The 18,022-nt window shown below is 64.2% G+C and carries 17 protein-coding genes; 8 read left to right on the top strand and 9 right to left on the bottom strand.

Translation table 11 applies throughout. The features are described 5' to 3' along the window. Positions 1-493: 493 nt before the first annotated feature. From F8E02_RS08175 to purH, 6 genes are all read right to left on the bottom strand, one after another. Positions 494-1,171: a DUF4013 domain-containing protein gene (locus F8E02_RS08175; protein ID WP_317064999.1), complete on the bottom strand. Its 678-nt coding sequence runs from the start codon at positions 1,169-1,171 to the stop codon at positions 494-496. Positions 1,172-1,315: 144 nt separating this feature from the next. Then, entirely contained in the window at positions 1,316-2,011 is a 696-nt protein-coding gene (locus tag F8E02_RS08180) for a DUF4013 domain-containing protein (RefSeq protein WP_317065000.1), read from the bottom strand. Between the two features lie 227 nt (positions 2,012-2,238). Further along, positions 2,239-2,889 carry a DUF4013 domain-containing protein gene (locus tag F8E02_RS08185; RefSeq protein ID WP_317065001.1) on the bottom strand — a complete coding sequence of 217 codons (651 nt, stop codon included), beginning with the start codon at positions 2,887-2,889 and terminating at the stop codon, positions 2,239-2,241. Positions 2,890-3,098: 209 nt separating this feature from the next. Further along, positions 3,099-3,791 carry a DUF4013 domain-containing protein gene (locus F8E02_RS08190; protein ID WP_317065002.1) on the bottom strand — a complete coding sequence of 231 codons (693 nt, stop codon included), beginning with the start codon at positions 3,789-3,791 and terminating at the stop codon, positions 3,099-3,101. Between the two features lie 266 nt (positions 3,792-4,057). Continuing rightward, positions 4,058-4,501, bottom strand: a complete 444-nt coding sequence (locus F8E02_RS08195) for a GNAT family N-acetyltransferase (protein ID WP_317065003.1) — start codon at positions 4,499-4,501, stop codon at positions 4,058-4,060. 61 nt (positions 4,502-4,562) lie between these two features. Further along, positions 4,563-6,047, bottom strand: a complete 1,485-nt coding sequence (gene purH, locus F8E02_RS08200) for a bifunctional phosphoribosylaminoimidazolecarboxamide formyltransferase/IMP cyclohydrolase (RefSeq protein ID WP_317065004.1) — start codon at positions 6,045-6,047, stop codon at positions 4,563-4,565. A 293-nt stretch (positions 6,048-6,340) separates the two neighbouring features. Between purH and F8E02_RS08205 the strand changes: the two genes are divergently transcribed. The 5 genes from F8E02_RS08205 (at position 6,341) to F8E02_RS08225 (ending at position 11,949) form a co-directional block, all read left to right on the top strand. After that, positions 6,341-6,850: a nucleotide exchange factor GrpE gene (locus F8E02_RS08205; RefSeq protein WP_317065005.1), complete on the top strand. Its 510-nt coding sequence runs from the start codon at positions 6,341-6,343 to the stop codon at positions 6,848-6,850. A gap of 4 nt (positions 6,851-6,854) precedes the next feature. Beyond that, positions 6,855-8,684 carry a molecular chaperone DnaK gene (dnaK, locus tag F8E02_RS08210; protein WP_317065006.1) on the top strand — a complete coding sequence of 610 codons (1,830 nt, stop codon included), beginning with the start codon at positions 6,855-6,857 and terminating at the stop codon, positions 8,682-8,684. Between the two features lie 5 nt (positions 8,685-8,689). Next, positions 8,690-9,841 (top strand): molecular chaperone DnaJ, encoded by a 1,152-nt coding sequence (gene dnaJ / locus F8E02_RS08215; protein WP_317065007.1) that lies wholly within the window; start codon positions 8,690-8,692, stop codon positions 9,839-9,841. 371 nt (positions 9,842-10,212) lie between these two features. Further along, a complete protein-coding gene (locus F8E02_RS08220) occupies positions 10,213-11,166 on the top strand; it encodes a methyltransferase domain-containing protein (protein ID WP_317065008.1) in 954 nt (317 codons plus the stop codon). 414 nt (positions 11,167-11,580) lie between these two features. Continuing rightward, entirely contained in the window at positions 11,581-11,949 is a 369-nt protein-coding gene (locus F8E02_RS08225; protein WP_317065009.1) for a hypothetical protein, read from the top strand. Positions 11,950-12,033: 84 nt separating this feature from the next. On the opposite strand, the gene F8E02_RS08230 is transcribed toward F8E02_RS08225, so the two are convergent. Further along, positions 12,034-12,594, bottom strand: coding sequence for a diacylglycerol/polyprenol kinase family protein (locus F8E02_RS08230; RefSeq protein ID WP_317065010.1), 561 nt, complete (start codon positions 12,592-12,594; stop codon positions 12,034-12,036). Between the two features lie 127 nt (positions 12,595-12,721). Between F8E02_RS08230 and F8E02_RS08235 the strand changes: the two genes are divergently transcribed. The 3 genes from F8E02_RS08235 to malQ all read left to right on the top strand — a co-directional run bounded on the left by F8E02_RS08235 (position 12,722) and on the right by malQ (position 15,970). Next, positions 12,722-13,489 (top strand): TIGR04255 family protein, encoded by a 768-nt coding sequence (locus tag F8E02_RS08235; RefSeq protein WP_317065011.1) that lies wholly within the window; start codon positions 12,722-12,724, stop codon positions 13,487-13,489. A gap of 6 nt (positions 13,490-13,495) precedes the next feature. Next, positions 13,496-14,296, top strand: a complete 801-nt coding sequence (locus tag F8E02_RS08240) for a class I SAM-dependent methyltransferase (RefSeq protein ID WP_317065012.1) — start codon at positions 13,496-13,498, stop codon at positions 14,294-14,296. A gap of 174 nt (positions 14,297-14,470) precedes the next feature. Then, positions 14,471-15,970, top strand: a complete 1,500-nt coding sequence (gene malQ / locus F8E02_RS08245) for a 4-alpha-glucanotransferase (RefSeq protein ID WP_317065013.1) — start codon at positions 14,471-14,473, stop codon at positions 15,968-15,970. 324 nt (positions 15,971-16,294) lie between these two features. Here malQ and F8E02_RS08250 read toward each other — a convergent pair whose 3' ends face one another. After that, a complete protein-coding gene (locus F8E02_RS08250; RefSeq protein ID WP_317065014.1) occupies positions 16,295-16,489 on the bottom strand; it encodes a hypothetical protein in 195 nt (64 codons plus the stop codon). Between the two features lie 240 nt (positions 16,490-16,729). After that, entirely contained in the window at positions 16,730-17,788 is a 1,059-nt protein-coding gene (locus F8E02_RS08255) for an NAD(P)-dependent oxidoreductase (RefSeq protein WP_317065015.1), read from the bottom strand. Between the last annotated feature and the right edge of the window lie 234 nt (positions 17,789-18,022).

Genomic DNA, 18,022 nt, shown 5'->3' on the forward strand with positions numbered 1-18,022 from the left:
AGGTTGGGCAGCCGGGGAATCTGGTGCAGGATAAAAGATTTTCTGGAAGATCTCCCGTCCGGGCCAGGGTCCCGGCCCTCCATCGCCGACCGGCTGAGGCGAAGATGTGGAGTTCGTATGACGGGTGATAATCCAACCTCGCTCTTCGCGTCCTTCGCGGTTCGAAGCCTGAGGGCTTCTCATGCTCCGGTCCTTTGGGCCATCGCACTTCGCACCTTCGGTGCTCGAACTCCGGACGTCCCGTCCGTCGCACTTCGCGGCTTCGCGCTCTTCGCGTGAGATCTTATCAGTCCCTGTACTTTCCCTCACGCGAAGCCGCGAAGAACGCGAAGTTCGGTGAATGGGTGCTGGCAGTCCCCTCCGTACCTGGCGGCGCTCATGCTCCTGCCCTGCAGGCAGTCGCACTTCGCGGCTTCGCGCCTTCGCGTGAGACTGTATCGCTATCCGAACAAGTTAGATCACGCGAAGCCGCGAACCAAAAAAGAGGGGGGTGTTACGCCGGCGCCGGGGCGCTCTCGTAGACGAGGGCGATGTAGCGGGAGGCGAAGATGATGAACGCCGGCGAGAGGAGGAAGAGGAGGAACCAGCCCACGACCGGGATGAACATCAGGACGAACTGCACGATCGCGATGACGACCGTCAGCACGACGAGGGCGATGAAGACGTCGAGCCACCCGACTCTCCCGATATGGTCGCGGAGGGTGCCGATCCTGAAAGCATCGCCCATCCTTCCCGTCCGGGCGAACCGTGCCACCCCGAAGGTCGCGAGGATGCCGCAGACGATGATGGCGACGACGAAGAGGACCAGGATGGCGAGGACCACGACGATGCTGAGTTCGGGGCTGAGAAGCCCGCCGGAGCTCGTTCCCGCCGGGGTCGTCGTCGACGAGACCGGGACGAGGTACGCGAGGAGGGATACGGCCGCGAGGACGTAGACCGGGATCGTGTAGACGAGCGAGATGATGATCATCTTGATGCCGTCGATGAAGAGGCCGATCCAGCCTTCTGGTTCGGGGGCGGGTTTTGCGCCGCTCATGACCCGGACGCTGTAGCCGTAGATGAACGGGAAGAGGATCGAGGCGATGAGCAGGAGGAGCCAGCGGACCCACCTGCCCCAGAGGGCCTCCTTTGTGTAGTCGAAGGACTCGTTGAGGTATCGGACGTAATCCATGGATATCACCGCATGTTATGGGAAGGATCGTTTGTTTGTAGGGATAAAGGCGTTGTTTTGCTCGTCGGATAATATGAATCCCGATCGGGGAACTGCCCGGTGGCGGAGGGCCGGATTGCAGAAAAATGGATGGGTTATCCCGTATCACGCGGGAGCGGGTGCTTCCTCGTAGGCCTGGGCCAGGTAACGGGCGTAGAAGATGGCGAACGCCGCGTTGAGGAAGAGGGCGATGATGAAGCCGATGAAGGGTATCGCACCGAGAAGGCCGACCACGAACCCGTAGACCGCCGCGATGACGATGAGGACGATGACCGCGATGATCCAGGTTCCCCAGCCGAGGCTGCCGATGTGGCTGAAGATCGCGCTGAAGTTGAACGCCTCGCCGAGGCTGTCCGTGTGGGCGAACCGCAGTATGGCGAACAGGGCGATGAGCGACATGATGAGCGCGACGACCACCGCGATGAGGGCGCCTCCGATGAGGCTCAGCGCAGCAGCGCCTGCTGCTGCCGGGTCGCCGCCCGCTGCTTCACTCGCGAGCATCCCGATTGCACCGAGCCCGCCGAAGATCAGGAAGACGATGATCGCCGGGAGCATGTAGACCAGCGAGATGATGTTCAGTTTCCACCCGTCGACAAAGAGCCTGACCCAGTCGTCGATCTCGGGAGCCGGCGTCTTTCCTGAGAGGATACGCACGGTATATCCGCTGAGGAGCGGGATCAGCGAGAGCGTGAGCCCCTGCACGAGCGACAGGACGGCCAGGATGACCCACTGCATCCATTTTCCTACCAGGGCATCCTTGGTGTACTCGAATGACCTGGAGATTACAGTTCCGTAGTCCATAGGTGTTTCACCTACGAGTAGATGTGAGAAGTCGATATATATGCGTATGGGTAAAATCCGGACGCGGAACCCTGCTTTTTCCGGAAATTGGGAAACGAAATCTCCTTAATCTCTATAATATTTCCGGGAGCGCCGCGGTACGTGCTCCGGCGCCGGCACTGCGGCGATCACGTGCCGTGGGGGAGAACGGGATAAGTCGGTTTGAGGCAGAAAAAAGGAGTGTGGGTTTAGGCTGGTGCAGGGGCGCTCTGGTAGATCAGCGTCATGTACCGCGCCGCGAAGATCATCCAGACGGGGTACAGGAAGAGCGTGATCAGCCAGCCGAGGATCGGGATCGCGCTCAGGATGGTCGTGATGACCGAGAAGACGATCCCGACGATCCAGAGGACGATGAGGGCGATGATGTAGCTTCCCCAGCCGATCTTGCCGATGTGCTCGAGGATGGCGCCGAAGGCGAACGCCTGGCCCACACTGTCCTTCTGCGCGAACCGGATCATACCGATCGCCGAGACGAGCGAGATGATGATCGCGACGACGATCATGAGCAGCAGGCCGATACCCAGCGACCCGAGGGCGAGCATGGAGTCTCCGTTGCCGCCGGCGATGATCGCCGGGACCATGAAGATGGCCATGATGATGAAGACCGGGATGGCATAGATGATGCCGATGACGAGGAGTTTTAAGCCGTCAACGAACATCCCTACCCAGTTATCCGCCTCGGGAGCAGACCTTGCACCGCTGTAAATACGGACCATATATCCCATGATGAGCGGGAATATGATCGTGCTGACGACGAGCAGGGCCCACCGGCCCCACTTGCCCCAGACAGCGTCTTTTGCATAGCCGAACGAGTCGCTCAGCATTTCTCCGAAATCCATAGGAATATCACCTACGAATCTTCTTGAGATACGATGGTATAAAAGCGTTGCTATGATCTGTTGCCTAATATCCTTTATTTGCTGAAATCCGGCGTTAATTCACGCAGATCCGGGTCAATCGGGTTGCAGAGCGCTTCGTGGGGCGCCGGGATATATACGCCGGATATTACCGTCAACGCTGGTGGTGCGGGCGGGGGGAGAGCCCCGCGTCACGCCGGCGCCGGGACGCTCTCGTAAGCCGCCGCGAGGTAGCGGGCGTAAAAGATCCCGAACGCCACCCCTAAGAAGAGGTTGACGATCCAGCCGGCGACGGGTACCGACATGATGAGGGCGGTCGCGACCATGTAGACGAGGCGGATGAGGACGAGGATGAGGACCGCGACGATCCAGGACCCCCACCCGATCCGCCCGATGTGTCTTGCGATCGCGACGATGTTGAACGCCTGAAGGAGGCTTCCTGTGTGGGCGAACCGCACGACGGCGAAGAGTGATATGAACGATATGATGACCCAGACGACGCCCGCGGCGAGGAGCCCGAAGGCGGCGGCGGCGGCTGCCGACGCCCAGACGTCGGGGTTGTCCAGCCCTCGCGCCGCTATGGAGGAGACGAACGCAACCCCCCCGAAGACTGCCAGGACCAGGATGACCGGGATCAGGTAGATCAGGGTGATGATGTTCCTCTTCCACCCGTCGAGAAAGAGCCTGCCCCACCCCTTCACGTCGGGAGCGGGGCGCTCGCCGGCGAGGACCCGGACGGTGTAGCCGGAAAAAAGCGGGACCAGGTAGAGCGTGAACGTCTGGACGAGCGAGAGGAGGACGAGAAGGAGCCACCGCCCCCACTTCCCCAGGAGGGCGTCTTTCATGTAGCCGGCCGACCCGGAGATGAGGCTGCCGTAGTTCATATGAGATACCACCTTCGAGCGTGGAGAGGGGGCGGGGAATATAACAGTTTGGACGCGATCTCACGTGGGTTTGTCATAGGGATGGCAATAAAATCTTACGGGAAGGGGCGTTACTTTCAGTTAAACCAATCTTCGCGTCCTTCGCGGTTTCGCGTGATCTGGCGGCTTATGAGCAGTGATACGGCTTCACGCGAAGGCGCGAAGGCGCGAAGAGGCGACGGCGGCAATCCGCCCCGTAACCGGGGTTCGACAGAACGCCCGGACGGTCACAACTCCTTCTTCAGGTAGACCATATCGACGAGTTGTTCGCCGCCGTCGAAGATCGGGTGGTCGTAATGGTCGACAAAGAAGTCCTCGACGCGATGGGATACGGTAAAACCGCAACGCTCGTAGAACCGGAGGATCCGGGGACAGTCTCCCGTGCCGACGACCATGACGCGGCACCTGCTCCGGTAGTGTTTAAGGATGTGCTCCACAAGCCGCCTGCCGTAGCCCTGTCCCCGGTACTCTTCGTAGGTGGCGATATTCTTCAACTCGCAGATGCCGTCGCCTTCGTCTGTCACCACGCAGACACACTTCGGGCCGCCGTCATAGAGGGCAAACATCTCCCCCCGGTCCAGGTAGGTATCGATCATGGATTCCTGCTCGTCCCCTGCGAGCAGCAGGTCAAGGAACCGCTTCCTGTTGCTCTGGATCTGTTCGATCTTCATGGTAACCCCGGCTGATAAGGATCTTCGGAATACAGGTTTAAAAAGAGGGTTCCGGCAGGTCTCAGTGCCGGAAGTGCCGTACGCCGGTGAAGACCATCGCGATATTGAGCCGGTTTGCCGCGTCGATGACTTCCTGGTCGCGGATGGAGCCGCCGGGCTGGACGAGCGCCGTCGCGCCCGCCGCCGCCGCGACCTCCATCGTGTCGGGGAAGGGGAGGAAGGCGTCCGAGGCGACCGCCGAGCCGGCGAGGGGGCTCCGGGCCTTCCGGACCGCGATCTCCGCGGACTCGACCCGGTTCATCTGTCCGGCCCCGATCCCGATGACCGTCTTCTCGTTTGCAAAGATGATGGCGTTGCTCTTCGTGTGCTTGCAGACCTTCATGGCGAGCTTCATCGCTTTCATCTCGTGAGCGGTGGGCTCACGCTCGGTCACGACCTGCCAGTCCTCGCGGTGGGCCTCCGTCCGCTGGACCAGGACGCCGCCGTCGATGCTCCGGATCTCGTCCCGTTCCACCGGTTCGGGGAGCCGGAGGACCCGCATGTTCTCCTTGGCCTTCATTATCTCGAGCGCCTCGACCGTGTAGGACGGGGCGACGACGACCTCGACAAACGTCCCGGTGAGCTCGCGGGCGACGTCCGCCCCGACCTCGCGGTTCATCGCGACGATCGAGCCGTAGGCCGAGACCGGGTCGACCTCGCGGGCGGCGAGGTAGGTATCGAGGAGGTTCTCCCCGGTCGCGACGCCGCAGGGGTTGTTGTGCTTGACGATGACCACGGCGCACTCCTCGAACTCACGGAGCAGGCCGACCGCGGCGTGGACGTCGAGGTAGTTGTTGTAGGACATCTGCTTGCCCTGGAGGGGCTGCTCGCCCGCGATGCCGGCATCGCCGTAGACGGCGGCTGCCTGGTGGGGGTTCTCGCCGTAGCGGAGCGTCCTCCCGTTCGGGTACTGGACGGTGAGGACGTCGGGGAACGGCCGGTCGATGCCGGTGAGGTAGTTCGTGATCGCGCCGTCGTAGGCCGCTGTCCGGGCGAAAGCCTTCGCGGCGAGGGCCAGCCGTTCCTCTGCCGTAAACCCGCCCCGCCGGACGGCGTCCGCGGCCGTCGCGTAGTCGGCGCTCTCCACCACGACCGCGACGAACTTGTGGTTCTTCGCCGCCGCCCGCACCATCGCCGGGCCGCCGATATCGATGTACTCGATGATCTCCTCGGGTCCGAGCCCCGCGTCCCGCATCGCCTCGAAGGGGTAGAGGTTCACCACCACGAGGTCGATCGGGTCGATGCCGTGCTCCTGCATCACGGCGTCGTCGATGCCGCGGCGGCCGAGGATGCCCCCGTGGATCTTCGGGTGGAGGGTCTTGACCCGCCCGTGCATCATCTCGGGCGAGCCGGTATAGGCCGAGACGTCGGTATACGGGACGCCTGCCTCTGCGAGCGCCGCCCCGGTGCCGCCGGAGCTCAGGATGCTGTAATCGTGCTCAACAAGCACCTTTGCAAGATCGACGATGCCCGTCTTGTCCCAGACGGACAGCAGTGCCCACTTCATGGGTACACGTGAGCGGCACGGGGAGATATAACTGGCGTTGCCCGCAGATCCGGCCGTCCTGCATCCCGCCGCGGCCCGGTTGCGGGGGTGCCGGAGCCGGCGGGAGGGAAGGCAGCCCCTCTCCCGTCGGTGGACTGATCGGCGTGAGAATGTCGCTGAATGAGTCTCCAATCCGGGATCGGGCCGGTTACCGGGGTCTGATGCCTGCCGTATCCGTTAATATTATATAGAACTACATTACAATAAATATTCGGACCAATATTGGTACAATCATTCTGAAGCAGGTTAGGCGTATGAAGGAGAATACATCCGAATCAAACGAGAAGCAGCAGGATCTCGGCAAGGTAGCGGATGCAGCATCTCCGGCGCTTGAAGAGCTGCAGAAGGCGTATGACGACTTAAACAGCCGTCACCTCCGCCTCGCAGCCGATTTCGACAACTACCGGAAACGGATGGCCCGGGAACTTGACGCCCGCACGACCTTCGCCATCGAGGAGTTTGCGGTGGAGTTGCTCGACGTCGTGGACAACTTCGAGCGGGCAGAGAGAGCCGAGGATGCAGGTCTCAGGGAGGGCATGGAGCAGATCAGGAAGCTCTTCGCTGCCATCCTCGAGCGGCACGGTATCCGGCCCATCGAGTGCCGGAACCTTCCTTTCGACCCGGAGAGGCACGAGGCGGTCGCCTACGTCCCTTCGGAGGCAGAGGAAGGCACCGTCATCGACGAGGCCATCCGCGGATACTGTATGCAGGATAAAGTCATCAGATGCGCAAAAGTTGTGGTATCTAGAGGAAAGGAGGAATAAACAGATGGTTTCAGAGAAAGTCCTTGGTATCGATCTTGGAACGACCAACTCGTGCATGGCAATCATGGAAGGCGGCCGGGCGACCGTCATCGCCAACGCGGAAGGCGGCAGGACCACCCCGTCCGTCGTGGCCTTCACCAAGGAGGGCGAGCGGCTGGTCGGCAACGTCGCAAAGCGGCAGGCGATCACGAACCCCGGCCGCACCATCCAGTCGATCAAGCGGAAGATGGGCACGAGCGATAAGGTCGAGATCGGCGAGAAGAGCTACACGCCGCAGGAGATCTCCGCGATGGTCCTCCAGAAACTTAAGCTCGATGCGGAGGCCTACCTGGGCGAGAAGATCACGAAGGCCGTCATCACGGTCCCCGCATACTTCAACGACGCCCAGCGGCAGGCAACGAAGGACGCAGGCACCATCGCCGGCCTCGAGGTCCTCCGGATCATCAACGAACCGACCGCGAGCGCGCTCGCCTACGGCATCGACAGGGAAGGCGAGGCCACGGTTCTCGTCTACGACCTCGGCGGCGGCACGTTCGATGTCTCGATCCTCCAGCTCGGCGACGGCGTCTTCGAGGTCAAGGCGACCGCCGGCAACAACCGTCTCGGCGGCGACGACTTCGACAAGCTGGTCGTCGACTACCTGGCCGACGAGTTCAGGAAGAAGGAGGGCGTCGACCTCCGGAAAGACCCGGTCGCCATGCAGCGTCTCCGCGACGCGGCAGAGAACGCGAAGATCGAGCTATCGACCGTCCAGAAGACCACCATCAACCTTCCCTACATCACGACGACGGAGAGCGGCCCGAAGTTCCTCGACGTCGATCTGACCCGGGCAAAGTTCGAGCAGCTCATCGGCGACCTCGTCGAGTCGACGGTCGGGCCGGTGAAGCAGGCCCTCGCCGACGCGAAGATGAGCGCCGGCGACATCGACCACGTCCTCCTCGTCGGCGGGTCGACGAGGGTGCCGCTCGTCCAGGAGACAGTGAAGAAGCTCCTCGCGAAAGATCCCGACAAGGGGATCAACCCCGACGAGTGCGTCGCTCTCGGCGCCGCCATCCAGGCAGGCGTCCTGACGGGGGAGACGAAAGACGTCCTGCTCCTCGACGTGACCCCGCTCTCGCTCGGCATCGAGACGCTCGGCGGGATCGCGACGAAACTGATCGAGCGCAACACCACCATCCCCACGAGGAAGAGCCAGATCTTCTCGACCGCCGCGGACGGCCAGACCTCCGTCGAGATCCACGTCGCGCAGGGTGAGCGGGCGCTCGCGAAGGACAACTTCACCCTGGGCCGGTTCCAGCTCACGGGCATCCCGCCCGCGCCCCGGGGCATCCCGCAGATCGAGGTCACCTTCGACATCGACGCGAACGGCATCGTCCACGTCTCGGCAAAGGATCTCGGCACCGGGAACCAGCAGTCGATCACCATCAAGCCGCAGGACTCCCGGCCGTCCGAGGCCGAGATCGAGCGGATGATGGGCGACGCGCAGAAGTTCGAGGAAGAGGACAAGAAGAAGCGCGAGGAGATCGATCTGCGGAACACCGCCGACACCGCGATCTTCACCGCCGAGCGCGCGATGAAGGACGCGAAGGATACGGTCGACGCCGCGGACAAAGAGAAGATCGAGGCCGCGATCGCCGACCTGAAGAAGGCGCTCGAGGGCGACGACCTCGAGGCCATCAAGCAGAAGATGGATGCCCTGACCGAAGCGGTATATGCGGTCACGACGAAGCTGTACCAGCAGGCGCAGCAGCAGCAGGCTGCCCAGCAGAAGACGGAAGGGGCCGCAAAGAAAGATGATAACGTCGTTGATGCCGACTACGAAGTCAAAGAGTGAGGCTGATGGGTCCGGACAGCTACTATGATATCCTCGGCGTCTCGCGGGACGCCGACGAGAAGGAGATCAGAAAGGCCTACCGGGACCTGGCACGGAAATACCATCCCGACGTCTGCAAGGAGGACGGGGCCGAGGAGAGGTTCAAGAGCATCAACGAGGCTTACAGCGTCCTCTCCGACGCCCAGAAACGGGCCCAGTACGACCAGATGGGGCACAGCGCCTACAGCAACGCCTCGAAGGGGTCGTACGCCGGCGGCGGGGGATACTCCGGGGGATTCAACGCCGACTTCTCCGGCTTTGGAGATATCTTCGACTCGTTCTTCGGCGGCGGAGGCAGGCAGAGCGCCGGCCCCCGCCCCGGCGCCGACCTCCTGATGAGGATGCGTATCACGCTCGAGGAGGCGGCGTTCGGGACCGAGAAGGAGATCTCCGTCGAGCACATCGAGCCCTGCCCCGCCTGCGACGGGTCGGGGAGCGAGACGAGGAAGTTCACGACCTGCCCGACCTGCGGCGGAAGCGGGCAGATGCGGCAGATGAGCCAGTCCATCTTCGGGAACTTCGTCCGGATGAGCCCCTGCACCGCCTGCGGCGGGCGGGGGAGGATGCCGGAGTCCCGGTGCAAGACCTGCGGCGGGAGCGGGCACCGGCGTGCCCGGCAGACGGTGAAGGTCCGGGTCCCGCCGGGCGTGGACACGGGCATGCGCCTCCGGATGGAGGGCTACGGCGACGCCGGGGAGTACGGCGCACCGGCGGGCGACCTCTACATCGAGATCAGCGTCTCCCAGCACCGGTCCTTCACCCGGCGGGGGGACGATCTCGAGACGACGATCGATATCACCCCCGCCCAGGCGACGCTGGGGTCCGAGGTCGAGGTGAAGACGATCGACGGGCGGACGGTCGTCCTGGACGTCCCGGCCGGGGTGCAGCACAACACCGGGTTGAAGATCGCGGGCGAAGGCGTGCGGTGGCAGACGAAGCCCGGCGATATGGTGGTGCGGGTCCGGATCGTCGTGCCCGGACGGCTGACGGACGAGGAGCGCGAACTCTATACGCGCCTGCTCGAGCTTGAGGGGAAGAAACCCTCGGCGAAGGGCGCGAAGAAGGGCAAGGGCTTCTTCCAGGACGTCGTCGACAAGATGAAAGAGTCGGTGAAGTGAGGGGGGGATCCTCTCGCTTCAGCGGTTCGGTTTTTAACTTCCTGTTTTCGTCACGATCCCTGTCTGAACTTCGCTGAAATGTCGGTGTAGGGGCGGTGACTCCGTCTCACGCGAAGTGCGAGCGTAAGCGTAACTTTGAGCATCGAAGGTGCGAGCCGCGATGGTCCGTCAGGACCGGAGCGTGAGACGCTATTGGGCTTCGAGCCGCGAAGAACGCGAAGTCTGTGAGGTTGCCAGTTACTTCCCTTCGCGGCCTTCGCGTCTTCGCGTGAGGTCCTGCACAATACGAGCGCGAATGTCCCTGCACACACCAAAATACATTTCTTCCCCATCCCCCCGCTTTATCGCCCCGCAGGGCCAATATCATACGAATGAAACTGCTCTTCGAACTCTCCGGCGAGCACCCCGACCTCCCGGCCGCTGAACTGGAGTGCGTGGGCACCGTCCTCGACCGGCGGACCCAGGTCGCGGTCGCGGAGTGCCCGGACCCCCGGGCCGTCGGGCGGCTTGCCCTGACGCACGTGGTGATGGAGTACCTCGGCGAGTGCGAGCCCTCGAAGGAGGGGCTCACAGGCCTCCTCCGCGACCTTGCCATCCGGACCGAGAAGCCGTTTGCCGGCCGGGTGAAGTTGATCCAGGGAGCCCACATGGACGTGCCGCGCCTTGAGGTCGAGAAGCTGATCGGGGGGCTCGTCGCCGGCCCGGTCTCGCTCCGCGACCCCGTCGAAGAGTACCGCGCCGTCGTCTCGGATGACCGCTGCTACTTCGGCCGCGTGATTGCGCGGATCGACCGGGGCGGGTTCGAGTTCCGGAACCCCATGCGCCGACCGTTCTTCCACCCCGGCGTGATGATGCCCCGGATGGGCCGCGCGCTCGTCAACATCTCCCTGGTCCGGCCCGGCGAACTGATCTTCGATCCGTTCTGCGGTACCGGCGGGATCCTCCTCGAGGCGCGGGAGATCGGCGTCCGGGTTCTCGGCAGCGACTTCGACCCCGCGATGGTCGCGGGCTACCGGCAGAACCTCCCCGGCTCGGACGTGATGATCGCCGACGCCACGGCGGTCCCGGTCTGCGACGGCGCCCTCGATTCGGTCGTGACCGACCTCCCCTACGGCCAGTCGGTCCGGATCCACGGGGAGAGCATGGACCGGCTCTACGACGGGTCGCTCGCGGAGATCCGGCGGATCCTCAAGCCCGGGAGGCGCGCGGTCGTCGTCACGCACCGCGACATCGCGCCGATCGCCGCCCGGCACTTCACCGTCCTCCAGGAGCACGAGCAGCGCGTCCACAGGAGCCTGACGCGCCGGATCCTGGTGCTCGGGTGATGCCCTGGCACGGAGTCAGCAGCACCCAGATATCGGAATTTACGGCTCGAATATAGCGATACAGTCTCACACGAAGCCGCGAAGCCGCGAAGGGAATTACTAACAACCAACCGGCTTCGCGTTCTTCGCGGCTTCGCGCGAGCTAATGGGTGCGGATAGCGATACGATCTCACACGAAGCCGCGAAGCCGCGAAGGAGAGTTGTACGCCCTTACCGAACTTCGCGTTCTTCGCACCTGACGGTGCTCATGCTCCGTTCCTGCGGAACGTCGCACTTCGCGGCTTCGCGTGAGTTTTTTGGTGTAGAGGGGAAGTAGAACCTCGGGCTAAGTGTGAGCAGGAGGTTTCCCCAAGATCATTAGCGAATTACCGATGCCGGCCCCGGTTTTAAGAGGTCCCCGGGCGAATTTTATATGTGGAAGTAAATTTTAAACGATACGGCCTTTATCTCGTCCGGTGGCAGCTTTCGACCCCGCTCCTCGCCGGCGTCCTCTACCTGCTCGCGGGCCTCGGAGCACTGGCCGCCACCATCGTCGCCAACCTCATCGGCGGCCTGATCTTCTTCTGGGTCGACCGGTTCATCTTCACCTCCCGGGCGCTCGACGCCCAGTGGGAGGTCAGGGAGGAGGTCCGGTGCGTGGACTGCGGCAAGGTCGCGCGGGGCTACCGCCTGGTCCGGGCTGAGAACTACGACAAGTCCGACGACCCGGCACCCGAGTTCCGGTGCGAGGAGTGCTCGAAGAAGAAGTCCGAGGAACTCAAGAAGCGGGGCGTCAAGCACTGAAGGGGGCCCCTTTTCCCCTCTTCACCGGGTGCCCCCCTCCGCCGCAGTTAGACGGCCCTGCTCTTCTCAACTTCTGCCTCAGAATCACGCCGCGATAATTCCCACCGCCGCGAGCGCCACGCACGCCCCTACCTGGACCGCGACGTTGTCGTCGAGCGGGGAGTAGGCTTCGACGATACTGGCAACCCCTGCCACCGCCACCGCCGCCCACCAGGGGACCAGAAGGGCGAGCGCGAGAGCGGCGGCCGCCGCCCCGGCAACCGTCCCCTCAAGCGACTTCTTGCCCCGGAGGGTGTGCCTCCCGAACCGGAGCCCGACCAGCGTTGAGACGCTGTCGAGCACCCCGACCGTGACGAGCCCGACCGCGGCGTACTCCCGTGAAAAGACCGCGAGGCAGAAGAGGGCGCCGACGGTATAGGCGATGGCGCCCTTGAGCGGGATCTTCCCCTCACGTTCCGACTCGCCGAGGATCCGCGAGAAGACCGGGACGTCGTAGCCGCGGGTGAAGGCGTCGCAGAGGAGGAAGACGGCGACGAGGACGGTGCTCACGAAGATGAACGCCCACCGGTCGTCGAGGAGGAGGATGACCCCGGCGCCGGTGACCCCCATCAGGAGGTGGGCTGTCTGGCGGAACGTCTCGCCCATCGCACCAGGATGGCCGCCCCGGATGATAAAGTACGGGTGCTCGCCGCCGCCGGGACCCGGTCGCTCCCCCGGCAGCAGTCACCTTAAAGTAGTCTCCTTCTATCCTACACCCCGTGAGGAGAAGATCATGGCAGAGGTACGAAAATACATGAACCCGCCTGCGGCTGAGGTGATATGCGAGTTCCGGTTCCCCCAGGAGACTCCCTGGGACATGACGTATCCCGGCGTACTCTACAACAGCCTGAAGGAGACCTACCCGAAGCGGGACCAGCGCTACGTCCGGGAGGTGGTGATGCTCGTCGGCCCCGAAGGGCTCCGCGAAGAACTCCTGGTCACCGAACGGTCGATCTTCCTCGCCGAGGACGAGGGCTGCGCCGTCCAAGTCGGGTCCCGCCTCCTCTCGGTGAGCTGCGAGAAGCCCTACGTCCACTGGGAAGCCTTCTCGGAGCAGATCATGAGCGTCTTTGACCGGTTCCGCGACGTCATCGGGGTCGAGGCCATCGGGACCATGAACCTCCGCTACGTCAACGTCATCGAGATCCCGGAACGGGAGGTGACGCTCTCGGACTACTTCGCCTTCTACCCGACCCTCCCTGCGGAACTCCCGCGGGTCCCGGAGGGGTTCATCACCGGGTGCGAGTTCATGTTCCATGACAACCGGGACAGCTGTCGGGTGGAACTGACCGACGCCGTCCCGGCATCGACGGAGAACAACGCGTTCCTCTTGAACATCGACTACTTCCTCGCGGAAGGGCAGGGCGTCCCGCCGGACGGGGTCGCTGACTGGCTCGAGATCGCCCACACCCACGTGCGGGATATCTTCGAGGCCTGCATCAAAGACTCCCTGCGCGACCTCTTCACCCCCCGCGAGGAGGTGCCCGCGGCGGCACGGTGAGGGTCTATGGGCGATATCGTGCGCCGGAAGTGGATGACGATGATGGACGTCCACGCAGGCGCAGTCGAGCGGGTCTATGGGGGACCCGTCGGGCTCGTCTGGGAGATGCTCGCGGGCGAGGAGACGGAGCGCGATACCGGCACCCTTGCGGAGCGAGCGGGGATCGGAAAGGGGAGCCGGGTGCTCGTCCTCCTGCCGGGGGCGGGGGAAGCCGCCCGGCAACTCGCGCGGGATTACGGCGCGACCGCGATCGGCCTCGCCGCTGTGCCGCAGGTGGTCGATGAGGCGGTCAGGAGGACGGAGGCGGCCGGACTCCCCGCGAGGGTCGATTTCCAGCAGGGGAACGCCCTCGATATGACATTTCACGATGGGGTCTTCGACGCCGTCTGGGGCGAGGACGCCTGGTGCTACGTCGTCGATAAAGACCGGATGATCCGCGAGATCTACCGGGTCTTAAAGCCCGGCGGCGTCCTCGCCTTCACCGACTGGGTCCAGGTCCGGGCCGGCGACGAGGAGTGGCACACCCCGGAGACCTTCAGGGTCTTTCCGCACCTTGAGACGGTCGAGAGCTACGCAAACGTCCTCGAACGGAACGGGTTCTCTGTCACCGGCCGGGGGGAGATTCCGGGCGATCCGGCCCGGCGGGTCGGTGAGATGCTTACAGCGCTCCGTCGCGGCCGGGATAACATTGTCGGGCTCATCGGGGAGGAGGCCTACGACGACGCTCTCCGGGGGCTTGGCTTCTGGGAGAAGGCCGCCGGCCGGGGGCTGGTCGGGCGCGGGTGGCTGCTTGCCGGGAAACCCTGACCCGGCCCCCATACTATCATCCCTGTCGCCCCGGTCGCGATGTTCGGGCAGCTGTTCGAGCACCATCTCTTCTGTCCCGGTATGCGGGAACCTCTCTGGTCCTCTCCCCGCCGACCCGAGGGTATATCAGGATGTACGCCAGAAGTCCGGGCCGTTCATCGGGAGAGATAGAGGATGATCTACACACGGGGAAGCGGCATACTCCTGCACATCACCTCCCTGCCGTCGGCGTACGGCATCGGGGACTTCGGCCCGGCGGCATACCGGTTCGTCGAGGCGCTGGCACGAGCCCGGCAGCACTACTGGCAGATCCTGCCGCTCAACCCGACCCGGGCCCGTTACGGCAACTCCCCCTACAGCAGCCCGTCGGCGTTCGCCGCGAACCCCCTCCTCATCAGTCCGGAACTCCTCGCCCGGGACGGGTTCGTCGACCCCGGAGACCTGGAGCCGCACCCCGACTTCCCGGAGGACCGGGTCGCTTTTGAGGCGGCCGCCTGGTACCGGGACCGGCTCCTCGCGCTCGCTTACCGGCGGTTCGCCGAATCGGAGCCGGAGAGCGGGTACGAGACGTTCCGCGCCGGGGCGGGATGGTGGCTCGACGATTACGCGCTCTTTGTCGCGCTCACGGACCACCTCCACGGCCTCCCCTGGAACCGGTGGCCGGAGGAGGTCCGGACCCGGCAGCCGGGGACCCTCGAGGAGATGCGGGAGCGCCTCGCCGACCGGATCCGGAAGGAGACCTTCCTCCAGTACCTCGCGGACCGGCAGTGGTCGGCCCTCCGCCGGCACTGCACGGAGCACGGGGTCCAGGTCATCGGCGACATACCGATCTACGTCGCTTACGAGAGTGCCGATGTCTGGGCGAACTCGGGGATCTTCAAACTGGACGACGACCTCCGCCCGACCGTGGTCGCCGGGGTGCCCCCGGATATGTTCAGCAGCACCGGGCAGCTCTGGGGGAACCCGGTCTACGACTGGGCCGCGCTCCGGGGACAGGGCTACGACTGGTGGGTGCGCCGGACCGCCCGCTCCGGCGAGCTCTACGACCTCTTCCGGATCGACCACTTCCGGGCGTTCGCGGACTACTACGAGATCCCGGCGGGCGACGCGACGGCCGAACGGGGCACCTGGGTCGACGGGCCGGGGACAGACTTCTTCGAGGCGCTCGCCCGGCGGCTCCCCTGCTTTGCCATCGTCGCCGAGGATCTCGGGGCGAACACCCCGGCGGTCCAGGCGCTCCTCGATCAGTTCGATCTGCCGGGGATGAAGATCCTCCTCTTTGCCTTCGGGGAAGGGATCGCAAAGAGCGCCCACATCCCGCACAACTATATTCCAAACCTCATCTGCTACACCGGGACGCACGACAACAACACGGCACGGGGGTGGTTTGAGGAGGAGGCGTCCGAAGAGGACAGAGAACGGCTCTACGCCTACATCGGGAAGGAGATGGGGGCGGATACCGTCCATCGCGAGTTCGTCCGGCTCGGGATGACCTCGGTCGCCCGGGCCTGCATCGTTCCGATGCAGGATATCCTCGGCCTCGGCGCGGCGGCGCGGATGAACTACCCCTCAACGGCCGAGGGGAACTGGGTCTGGCGGATGACGCCGGAGGAGTTCGAGGAGGCCCCGTTCGAGTGGCTCAGGGGGCTCACGGAACTCTCGGGGCGGGGGTGAGCCTTGAAGAGCGCAAAGAGGAGGGAGAACGCAGTTCCACAACCATCGCGATCCCGCACCCTTCGGCCAGTCGCACTCCGGCCCGCCACGTTTCGCGCCTTCGCATAGGGCCGTATCGTTATCCGTACCCGCTATCTCACGCGAAAGACGCGAAGCCGCGAAGTACGAGCGTAGCGAGCTCGAGCACCGTCAGGTGCGAGGCAAGTTGCATACCCATCACCAATCTTCGCGTTCTTCGCGGCTTCGCGTGAGTTTTCGTTTACCCTCCCAACCTCTGTGGGCACGCTCTGGCATCAGTTGCCTCCGAGGGCGTTGCTGGCCTCTTCAGTACCTGCTCAGGGCCTCGAGTTCCTCGCGGATGGTCCGGCGGACCATCTCCTCGATGGCGGTGTAGTCGCGTCTGGCCTTCTCCTGCTTCTTCAGGAGTTCCTCCATCTTCATGACCCCGACTGAGAGGCTCTTCCCGTACTTGAGGGCGACCTCCAGCGCCTCTTCGTCGATCCGGACGACCTTCGACATGAGGGAGAGGTTTTCCGGCCGCGGATTTATGTGTTACAGTTTTGTTACGCGAGGGGGTATGGCTGTTACAGTTATGTTACGCTGCCGGAGTTCTCTGTAACATCTGTGTTACGGAGGACAATTGGGCCGATCGGAGCGCCTCCCTGCTGCTGCACCGGGGCCGCACATCTCGCCGGGCGATCCGGCAGACGCCTTCACTCCCGGTCTCGGCGAACCGCCGGATGCAGGCCGCGTCCTGACTCACCCTCCCCCGCCCCCTGCGGGCGGCGGCGCGGGAACCGGGTAGGTCCCCGCGACGACGTTCTGCGGGCTCCCGGCAAAGAATGCCCGTAAATTCTCGACGCTGGTGGCCAGGATCCGGTCGACCGCCTCCCGCGTGTTGAAGGCGTTGTGCGGGGTCAGGATCGCCTTATCGGAGTGCAGCAGGCCGAAGCTATCGAGCGCATCCCGCAGTTCGTCCTCCGACGCTTCGCCGGCCCCCTGGAACTCCTCCTGGATCCAGACCTCCTCGCCCTCGAAGGTGTCGAGCGCGACCCCGCCGAGCCGGCCCTCGCGGAGGGCGCTCGCGACCGCTCCCGTATCCACCACGCCGCCCCGCGAGGTGTTGACGAGGAGCGCGGTATTCCTCACGAGCTGCAGCCGGTCCGCATCGATCAGGTGATGCGTCACCTTCGTGTAGGGGACGTGCAGGCTGATGACGTCGGCCTCTCGGAGGAGATCCTCGAGGTCCACGTAGCGGACGCCGTACTCGTCCGTGAGCGCCGGGTTCGGCCGCAGGTCGTAGGCGATCACTTCCATCCCCGCCGCGTGGGCGATGCGGGCGAGGTGCGACCCGATGTTCCCGGTCCCGACCAGGCCGAGGGTCTTTCCGGCGAGGTCCGTCCCTGCGAGGCCGGCCCGCGAGAAGTTGCCCCGGTCGGTTCGCGCAAACGTCGGCCTAAACTTCCGGGCGAGGGCCAGGATGAGCCCGAATGCAAACTCCGCGACCGTGTTGTCGCCGTAGCGCGGGACATTGCAGACGGTGATCTTCCTCTCGCGGCAGGCGTCGAGATCGATGTTGTCGAACCCGGTGGACATGGCGGCGATCACCCTGAGGTTCGGCAGCCGGTCGAGGACCTCCCGGTTGACATACGATCGGACGAAGATCCCGACGCCTTCGGCGTTCCGGGCAAGCGGGGCGTTCGCGACCGTGAGCGGTTCGGCGTGAAGGGCGACGTCGTAGCCGCGTTCACCGGCGAACGCTTCCCCGACCAGTTCCTGCTCGTGCTCGTCGAGGCCGAAGAAGACGAGGTTAACCATGCGGGTACCACCCTTCCGCTGCCCGTCTCCCGGCCCGCCCGAACTCGTTGAAAACAACCGTCATGAATCTTCCCCCCTCTTCGGACAGGGGGTCCACTGTACAGGACGGTATATATGATCTTCCTCCGCTCCCACCCGCCGGGCCACGCCCCGGGCGGAGGCGTGGGGTGGCCTGAACCGGGATAATCACTATACGTTGCCGGTTTGCTGAATAACTCCCGTATATGTTCGATT

The sequence above is a fragment of the Methanoculleus caldifontis genome, from assembly GCF_032842345.1.
Lineage (GTDB): Archaea > Halobacteriota > Methanomicrobia > Methanomicrobiales > Methanoculleaceae > Methanoculleus > Methanoculleus caldifontis.

What these genes read in the sequence shown, in the direction of transcription:
- F8E02_RS08175 (WP_317064999.1), bottom strand. Translation starts at nt 1,171, where the DNA reads ATGGATTACGTCCGATACCTCAACGAGTCCTTCGACTACACAAAGGAG.
- F8E02_RS08180 (WP_317065000.1), bottom strand. Translation starts at nt 2,011, where the DNA reads ATGGACTACGGAACTGTAATCTCCAGGTCATTCGAGTACACCAAGGAT.
- F8E02_RS08185 (WP_317065001.1), bottom strand. Translation starts at nt 2,889, where the DNA reads ATGGATTTCGGAGAAATGCTGAGCGACTCGTTCGGCTATGCAAAAGAC.
- F8E02_RS08190 (WP_317065002.1), bottom strand. Translation starts at nt 3,791, where the DNA reads ATGAACTACGGCAGCCTCATCTCCGGGTCGGCCGGCTACATGAAAGAC.
- F8E02_RS08195 (WP_317065003.1), bottom strand. Translation starts at nt 4,501, where the DNA reads ATGAAGATCGAACAGATCCAGAGCAACAGGAAGCGGTTCCTTGACCTG.
- purH (WP_317065004.1), bottom strand. Translation starts at nt 6,047, where the DNA reads ATGAAGTGGGCACTGCTGTCCGTCTGGGACAAGACGGGCATCGTCGAT.
- F8E02_RS08205 (WP_317065005.1), top strand. Translation starts at nt 6,341, where the DNA reads ATGAAGGAGAATACATCCGAATCAAACGAGAAGCAGCAGGATCTCGGC.
- dnaK (WP_317065006.1), top strand. Translation starts at nt 6,855, where the DNA reads ATGGTTTCAGAGAAAGTCCTTGGTATCGATCTTGGAACGACCAACTCG.
- dnaJ (WP_317065007.1), top strand. Translation starts at nt 8,690, where the DNA reads ATGGGTCCGGACAGCTACTATGATATCCTCGGCGTCTCGCGGGACGCC.
- F8E02_RS08220 (WP_317065008.1), top strand. Translation starts at nt 10,213, where the DNA reads ATGAAACTGCTCTTCGAACTCTCCGGCGAGCACCCCGACCTCCCGGCC.
- F8E02_RS08230 (WP_317065010.1), bottom strand. Translation starts at nt 12,594, where the DNA reads ATGGGCGAGACGTTCCGCCAGACAGCCCACCTCCTGATGGGGGTCACC.
- F8E02_RS08235 (WP_317065011.1), top strand. Translation starts at nt 12,722, where the DNA reads ATGGCAGAGGTACGAAAATACATGAACCCGCCTGCGGCTGAGGTGATA.
- F8E02_RS08240 (WP_317065012.1), top strand. Translation starts at nt 13,496, where the DNA reads ATGGGCGATATCGTGCGCCGGAAGTGGATGACGATGATGGACGTCCAC.
- malQ (WP_317065013.1), top strand. Translation starts at nt 14,471, where the DNA reads ATGATCTACACACGGGGAAGCGGCATACTCCTGCACATCACCTCCCTG.
- F8E02_RS08250 (WP_317065014.1), bottom strand. Translation starts at nt 16,489, where the DNA reads ATGTCGAAGGTCGTCCGGATCGACGAAGAGGCGCTGGAGGTCGCCCTC.
- F8E02_RS08255 (WP_317065015.1), bottom strand. Translation starts at nt 17,788, where the DNA reads ATGGTTAACCTCGTCTTCTTCGGCCTCGACGAGCACGAGCAGGAACTG.